This is a genomic window from Lacihabitans sp. CS3-21 (genome assembly GCF_024343675.1).
Classification (GTDB): Bacteria; Bacteroidota; Bacteroidia; order Cytophagales; family Spirosomataceae; genus Leadbetterella.
The window spans coordinates 1-8,008 of the sequence record NZ_RJUD01000109.1 but is presented as its reverse complement, the minus strand read 5'-3'; the positions used below and the strand labels follow the sequence as shown (position 1 = coordinate 8,008).

Here is an 8,008-nt window from a genome sequence, read left to right as displayed (position 1 = left end):
CACTTTGAATTTGTATACTGTTTGAGCTAATGCTCGTTCCACAGCTGTTAGTACACGTTGCTGAGTATGTACCCGCTCCTACTTGGATTGGGTTTTGCGTACTGCCATTGTGTGTCCATGTTACTGTGCCTGCACAACCTGTTGCTGTTAATGTGGCTTTTTGTGTGCCACAAATATTCGTAATTTCTGCAGTAATCGTTGGAGCGTTTGGTGCTGTTCCACTTTGAATAATTTGATTTTCTAAAAACGCAACACAACCATTTGCATCCTTTACATTAACTGTATAATTTCCTTGACTCAAATTTATGAAAGAGCCTGAATTTTGGTAGATACCACTATTTAAACTGTAAGAGAATGGCTGATTGCCTGAGCTAGCAAAAACTGAAATAGCTCCTTTGCCAGATCCATTACAATCAGGCTGAGTAAGCGAAGCAGTAAAAACTATTTCGGGATATCTTTCAACAGTTATAGAGCAACACTGAACAAAGTTGCAATTTGACCCCTGCTCTAATGAACTTGCAGAATACGTAAATACACCAGTTGTAGTAATGGTATAAATTTGTTGGTTTGCTCCAGGAATGGGTTGTCCATTATTATACCATTGATAGTTAGTGTAACCTGCTTGTATCTCTGCTCTTATTTCTATAGGCTCACCTTTGCAATATTTATAAACTGTATTTGGACAAGCCACTTGGCAGTTTACAACACTGGTAATAGAGGAAACGCAGCCCCTAGAGTCTCTTACATCAAACACGTACGTGCCGTTAGTTTTTGTGAAAATATTGCTTGAATAAAATCCAGATCCATCACTATAAAGATATGGACTAAGGCCTCCAGAGGCGTTTAATGTTACTGTACTATTACCAAGATTATCACAAACGATATTTCCGCTTAGTGCAACTCCAGAAGGTCCGTTTTGTAAACTAATTAAAAGGGGTGTTACACAACCTGAATTATCTTTCACGTAAAACGTGTAGGATCCTTCTGTTAAATTTCCAAAAATATTTGAATTTACATAATTAGTACCATCTATGCTATAGGTGAATGGACCAGAACCTCCAATGGTTTCTACTCTCAAGGAGCCATTGGCTTGTCCACAAACGGGTTGGGTAATCACCACACCTGCCACAGCAGGACTGCCTGATGAAGTTAAATTGATGGTTTGATTTGATAAACAACCTTTTGAATCTTTGGCAGAAATAACATAAGTTCCTGCTATTAAATTTAAAAAAATGGTATTTGCTGAAAAAGCCCCTCCATTAATATTGTAATTGTATGGATTATTTCCTATCACGGAAATAGAACCGTTGTTTTGATTACAGGTTGGATTTAAATTATTTGTCTGAAATGTAAATGGCAGATTGTTTTCGACTACTATAGGACAACACAATTCTTGCGGACAAGTGTTTCCTAAAATCGGATTAATAGCAGTAAAGGAATAAGTTCCAGTACTAGTAATGGTGTACATCATGCCGGAGGCATTATTAATTGCCTGACCGTTTTTAAACCACTGATAATTAGTAAAACCAGAAGGTGCACTGACTAGAATTTCTATTTCTTGACCCGAACAATATCTGTAAGGAATTGATACACAAGAAAATGTTATATCATCCTCAGCGATACTAGAATTATTTGGATTACTATCAACATCTGTCTCCGTTAAGCTAAAAACCTCAGATTTTAGTGTTTGCACACCCTCCCCTGTTACAATACCCTTTAAAGTTATTGTATATTCTGAAAAACTAGCAGGAATATTTCCCAAATTCCAGTTCACTTGATTACCACTAATCGAAAAAGTACCTGTAGTGGTATTTATTCCAGAGTTTGAGAGTGTAAAATTAGATGGCAAAGAACTTTGAACCACCACGTTGGTAGCCGCTGTACCACCTTCATTGGTTAACTTTACCGTGTAAGTAACTGCACTTCCAACAGCAAGTTTTGATAAATTAGAAGTTGAGCTTATAGATAAATCTACATAATCTACTATTTTAGTTGATTTAGTTGCAAAAATGCTTTCAGCCTTAAAAAATAGTAGGAATATAACTAGGTAAATAGCTATTAACTTTGGAGTAGAAAATGATTTCATCCAAAAATGTGTTTAAATGTTAATTACAGAATTAAGTCCCTGTATTATTTAAAGGGTCTTTTTAAAAATCGAATTGACTTTTATTTCAATTATCAGAAATAATTCTTTGGGTGGCTGTGCCTTTGGCCGTAATGAAACGTGCTAGAAGTGTGTTACCATTATAAACCTTAGGAATTGTAAATTTTTGCTTCTCAATATTGGATTTACCCATTTTATGACGTGAAATTTCTTTGCCATTCAGGTCAGTGAGTATCATAAGAACATCTCCGTCTTTTTCACTAATTCCTTCTAGACTTACACTAAAATTATTGTCTCTCACTACATTTGGGTAAATAGAGGCTTGAAATTCAGCAGGAATTAAGGCAGGCTCTACTATTTTAGATTCTTGAAAAACCTGAACCTGAGAAAATCTCTCTTCGCCTGTAATATCTACGATGGTATTTCTAAAATCACCCCCTAACATTCCTTTGGCATTTGATTTTGGATCATTTTGGTTGTCAAATAACCTAACCATAGCAGCTGAAATACCCTTGGGAAGTGTAAAATAAAACAAAAGTGATTCATACTTTTCAACGAGATCAACCTTATCTCCTCCCGAAGAAATTCCGTGAAAAGAAACCTTGGGGTTCACCTCTGGAGCTATTACTACAGAATTATCCTCCCACGTTCCTCCATCTACATTTCTAACTTGAATTTTATCAACCAAAACGCTTGATGGAAGTACCACAGAAATTTGTGATGGTCCCCAAGTAAAACTTTTCTGAGAAAAATTGGGAATTGCAAAAACCTCATACCTTTCGAAGTTTGCGTCATATTTTATTAAAAGATTTAACTTTTTTTGAGCATTTGCTCCGAATGCTGTCAAAAATAAAATGGTAATAACAAATAGTATATTTTTCATATTTTTTTTTATTTTATTCGTGCTATTGAGACTGGTATACACACTGGATTACATACACAAACTTTTACACTTAATGGTGAAGACCAGTCTAAACATGGGCCAGTAACACCTGAAATATTAGAGCCTAAACTTAAACCATTGACAATCCCAGTATAACTTATTGAATATGCGTTGAATGTGTTGGTACCTGAATTACCTGTAAAGGTTGGCGAGTCTGAAAGTTTGACAATTGTTCCAGATTGGTTTATCAAAAGATATTTTGTAGTTGCCCCAGATGGAGGAGCCGTAGTGTTCAAAGTGAAACTTGAAGTTGTATAATCACATACTCCATTACTAATAAAAGGAGCACAAACTTTTACAGATAAAGCTTTTGACCAATCTCCACACGAAGAGTTAACTTGATTTATTAAATTACCAGTATTTAGATTAACCAATGTCCCATTATCTTCATAGCTATATGCCAAAACCATGTAGGTTTTGCTTCCAACCAAATTAGAAAAAGTAGGGGTATTTGATATTTGAACGATTTTACCATCTAATGCATCAGCCAATACATACCTGGTTTGCACACCCGCTGGTGCTAGTGTAGATACTACCGTGAAACTCGATGTATTGTAATCGCAATTGGTTAGGCTTACAGGACAACCATGCAAGTTTACCTGTGTTCCACTGGCTGTGCCAGGACATAAGTCTAAAGCATCACTTATCCCATCTCCGTCTGTGTCTGTACTTTGAGCTTTAAGGCTTGGCATTGCAAAAATCAACCCCAGTATTATTATAATCTTAATTTTATCTTTTAATTTATTTAGCATTATGGTAGTGTTTAGGTTTACCAAACTTAATTTTTTGACAATTCTGGTGCTGTCACATTGCACACATTACAAGTGGTTCCTGTATTGGCATAATTTGAAATGTAAACATCTTGTAGGTTAGCATTTGAAATGGAATTCCTAAAGTCTCCGCCATTCATTCCTGCTGCACTGGATTGAGGATCTGAGGAATTCACAAATAACCTTAGTCCATCTCTACAAATGCCATCAGCAAAAACAAAGGAGAAGATCAGTGTTTCTGTATTTGCAACCAAATTGATTGGCCCGCCGCTAGATTCAACACCGTGAAAGTCATTATTTGGTTGAACGCTTGGTGCATATACTTTTGAATTGTCAGCCCACGATCCAGCGGCAAAACTGGTTATTACCAAGTTGGCGTTAGGTGCTGCACTGGGTAATACCGGGGAAATCTGAGACGGTCCCCATGGAAAATTATTTTGGGTAAAACTTGGCTTAGCATACACTTCATATCTATTTAAGTTCAAATTCCATCTTAAAGTGAGCTGAATAGTACCTTGAGCGGAAGCCCAAAAAGAAGAAACCAATAAAGAAAGAATAATTACAAACTTTTTCATTTCAATTGTTTTTTTAATGTTTTAAATTTTAATAAAAGGGTGAGCCCGAAGGCTCAACCCTTGTTATTTTCCTGACTAATTAAGGAAGTTGTTCTATAAATAAATCGTAGTTATACAAAGCCCCTGTGTTTAATCCTGCATATTTCGTTATCACATTAAAGAAGATAAACGATGCATCGTTGTTTGGTCCTCTGTACTTCACTTTGGCATCCATGTTTATATCACCTCCCAAATACACTGGCGTTGCAAAATCAAAATTGTATTGCTGGGTTGTGTTGGTAACATAGTTTACAGCCTGGCTAAACACTGGTATTTGATCATTATCTACACCCACATACTTAACCTTATTGTCAGCATTTGAATTACCAGCCCATAGAGCCATTTTACCATTTACGTCCACTTGCTCAAATCCATCGTAGCCCGGTAGATTGTAGGTCTGTGCGGCAGTCATTGTGGTAAAATCAACTAAGGTTCCCGTTGCGGTCATCGCTACAGCACCTGCAGTCATTGCTCCTAAATGGTTTCTATGCTTCACGCTTACATAATAGCTTTCGCCTACTGCTCCAGTGAAGGTCAATGGCGAAATACCATCCGTAGATTCTACTACATCTCCATCCCTTTGAACCAAGGCCGACCTCGTTTTCAATACCGTAGCTGGATTGTTTTTGTCTCTTAACTCTACAAATACCCAATCCACAATGGCATCATTGCTACTGGCCGACAATACGCCTGCACTAATTGTTTCGCCACCACCGCCTACATGCGTAAATCTGGCGTTAGCTAATCCAGCGTAAGGCTCAAGGTTCGGTATTTGACTTGGTGATGCTGTTCTCAAATCGTCTCTCATAATGCCGTTCATTATTGGACCTCCTGAGGATGAAGTTGGTAATAATGCACCCTGTAACAATACCTTTAAAATTAATTTTGCCACAACATCTGTAACAGTTATAGTTACCACAGCTTCAGCACATTGGTCAGGATCAGGCGTAGTATTACACACTTTATACCTTTGTGTCACTATTCCTGATTCTCCAACTGCTGGCTTATAGGACATTATACCAGTTAATGGATCGAATATTACTGTACCTGTAGCAGTTCCACCTGGAAGTCCAATCAAAGTTGTATTTACACCAGGTAAGAAATTATCGTTTGATAAAACATTTACCGTACTTGTAGTTCCAGCAGGTGCAGTTAATAAATCATTCACTGCAATAGGTATTAATATAGTCTCCGTAGGATCATTTGTGGGATCAGTGTCCATGTCTGGCCCATCCACAGATTCGGCATTTAATATGGTCGTTCCAGTTGGGTCTGTACCCGTATCTGACACATCTGTTGCACTTCCACCAGTTGGTGTTGTACCACTTACATTTGCTGTGTTCAATACTTTTCCCATATTCAAATCGGATTGCGTGATTGTATGAACTGCTGTCAACGTTACACTCGCTGCTGGAGCAAGGCTTGCTATTGGATTTGTTCCAGTAATCGTTGCATTCGCATCAGATACTGTTACATTCGTTAGTGTAGTTGCTCCAGTGTTGGTTACAACCAAACTATATACAATAGTTGATCCTACAGCTTGACCAGTGATCGCCGTTTGATTTTTAACTAATTTTAAAGAAGAAATGCAATTGCTTACAAAAACGGTTACTTCTGTTGCTTTACTTTCACATCCATTTGTCTTACAAGTTGCAAAATAAATTTTGGTAGACGATGGATTTACAATGGTACCTGATATTGTGGTTAATGAAGCATCCGTATACCATGTCAATGTTCCAGTTGAACAAGTGGCTGTCAAGGTTGTATTTGTACCAGAACAAATACTGCTTGGACTTGCAGCCGCTGCAGTTGGTGCAATGGGTGTAGGTGTTACCGTTACAGTGACTGGAGAAGCAACACTTTTACATGCTCCAGTTACGCAAGCTGCATGATATGTTGTTGTTACCATTGGGCTTACTACATTACTTGTTAAGGCTGTGTCTGTTAATCCTGCATCCGTGTACCATGTCAATGTACCTGTAGAACAAGTGGCTGTCAAGGTTGTACTTGTACCAGAACAAATATTGCTTGGACTTGCAGCCACTGCAGTCGGTGCAGCGGGTGTATTTGTTACTGTTACAGTGACTAGAGAAGCAACACTTTTACATGTCCCTGTTACGCAAGCTGCATAATATGTTGTTGTTACCGTTGGGCTTACAACATTACTTGTTAATGCTGTGCCTGTTAATCCAGCATCCGTGTACCATGTCAATGTACCTGTAAAACAAGTGGCTGTCAAGGTTGTACTTGTACCAGAACAAATATTACTTGGACTTGCAGCCAGTTCAGTCGGTGTAGATGGTGTACTTGTTACTGTTACAGTGACTAGCGAAGCAACACTTTTACATGTCCCTGTTACGCAAGCTGCATAATATTTTGTTGTTACCGTTGGGCTTACAACATTACTTGTTAAAGCTGTGCCTGTTAATCCAGCATCAGTGTACCATGTCAATGTACCAGTAGAACAAGTGGCTGTTAAAGTACTGCTTGCACCTGCACATATAGTAGCTGGGCTTGCACTTACCGAAGTTGGTGTCAAACAAGCAATACATACCGGTGGCGTTACTATCACTGTTTGTGGTGTACAGATAGCAAAGGGTTTTGTTACTGTCAATGTTACTGGACCTGTCAGGTTTGACAAATTAGCTGGTGTTACAGTTGTATTTGCAACAGAAGTGGTGTAGTTGATATTGTATGTTCCATCGTTGTTACATACGGTACTATAACTGATACCTACACTTCCATCTGTACAACTTGGGGTTTCACATGAGGCTGGAGAGGTTACTGTTACAATTTGTCCACTACATGCTGCTGAAGTTGGTGTTAAAGTCAACACTGCATTGGTCCCTACTAGTATATTTATTACTGAATTACTTGATACTGTACCTGCAGCTAATGTTCCTCCTACTGTTGTTGTGCTTGTTATTGTACCATTTAACGCAGTGAAACTTACTGAATAAGTACCGTTACCTGTACATATTGCACTACCTACACTTAGGCTTGCCACCTGTGTACATTGTGGTGTTGCTGGACAAACTGGTGCAGTTACTACCAATGAGGTTGCCTCACCACAACTTGTCGTTGATGTTAAAGTTACATTGCCTGATGGAACTGTTAAGCTGTTTCCGCTTATTGGTAAATTAGATCCTGCTGTTCCAATTGCTGTAACAGTTGCATTGCTGCTAAATGTTACTGTATATCCTGTGCCTGTACCATTACATACGATGTTTTGTACACTCAATACTGGTTTTGGACATACTGGTGGCATTACATTTATATTTAATGTTGCCGTTGCACATGCTTGAGGTGTTCCATTATCACATGTAGTGTATGGTATTGCTACCGTACCCACAAAACCTGTAGCTGGAGTGAATATATACGAACCATCCGAATTCAATACCAAACTTCCTGCTCCTGGTACATTGGTTGTACCCGATGTTACGGTTTGTGTATTGCCTTGAGGGTCGCCGTCATTTGTTTTAACACTTCCGCTTACTGGTGTATCTTTTCTTGTTACAACATAATCATCCACCGCTACTGTAGTATTCGGTGCATTGGTTGGTAACACTGTGAATAT

Annotated in this window: 5 protein-coding genes; all 5 read right to left on the bottom strand. The window is 38.3% G+C overall.

The window, feature by feature from the left end; translation table 11 throughout:
* On the bottom strand, positions 1–2,086 hold a 2,086-nt coding region (locus EGI24_RS19120; protein ID WP_255050183.1), incomplete at its 3' end, for a DUF11 domain-containing protein.
* Positions 2,087–2,171: 85 nt separating this feature from the next.
* A complete protein-coding gene (locus EGI24_RS19115) occupies positions 2,172–2,987 on the bottom strand; it encodes a hypothetical protein (RefSeq protein ID WP_255050181.1) in 816 nt (271 codons plus the stop codon).
* 8 nt (positions 2,988–2,995) lie between these two features.
* Positions 2,996–3,799, bottom strand: coding sequence for a hypothetical protein (locus EGI24_RS19110; protein WP_255050180.1), 804 nt, complete (start codon positions 3,797–3,799; stop codon positions 2,996–2,998).
* A 26-nt stretch (positions 3,800–3,825) separates the two neighbouring features.
* Positions 3,826–4,392, bottom strand: coding sequence for a hypothetical protein (locus tag EGI24_RS19105; RefSeq protein WP_255050179.1), 567 nt, complete (start codon positions 4,390–4,392; stop codon positions 3,826–3,828).
* Positions 4,393–4,471: 79 nt separating this feature from the next.
* Positions 4,472–8,008, bottom strand: a 3,537-nt coding sequence (locus EGI24_RS19100; RefSeq protein WP_255050178.1) for an Ig-like domain-containing protein, incomplete at its 5' end; no start/stop codon positions are given.

Coding starts and splice junctions, on each gene's coding strand:
- EGI24_RS19105 (WP_255050179.1), bottom strand. CDS start 4,392: ATGAAAAAGTTTGTAATTATTCTTTCTTTATTGGTTTCTTCTTTTTGG.
- EGI24_RS19110 (WP_255050180.1), bottom strand. CDS start 3,799: ATGCTAAATAAATTAAAAGATAAAATTAAGATTATAATAATACTGGGG.
- EGI24_RS19115 (WP_255050181.1), bottom strand. CDS start 2,987: ATGAAAAATATACTATTTGTTATTACCATTTTATTTTTGACAGCATTC.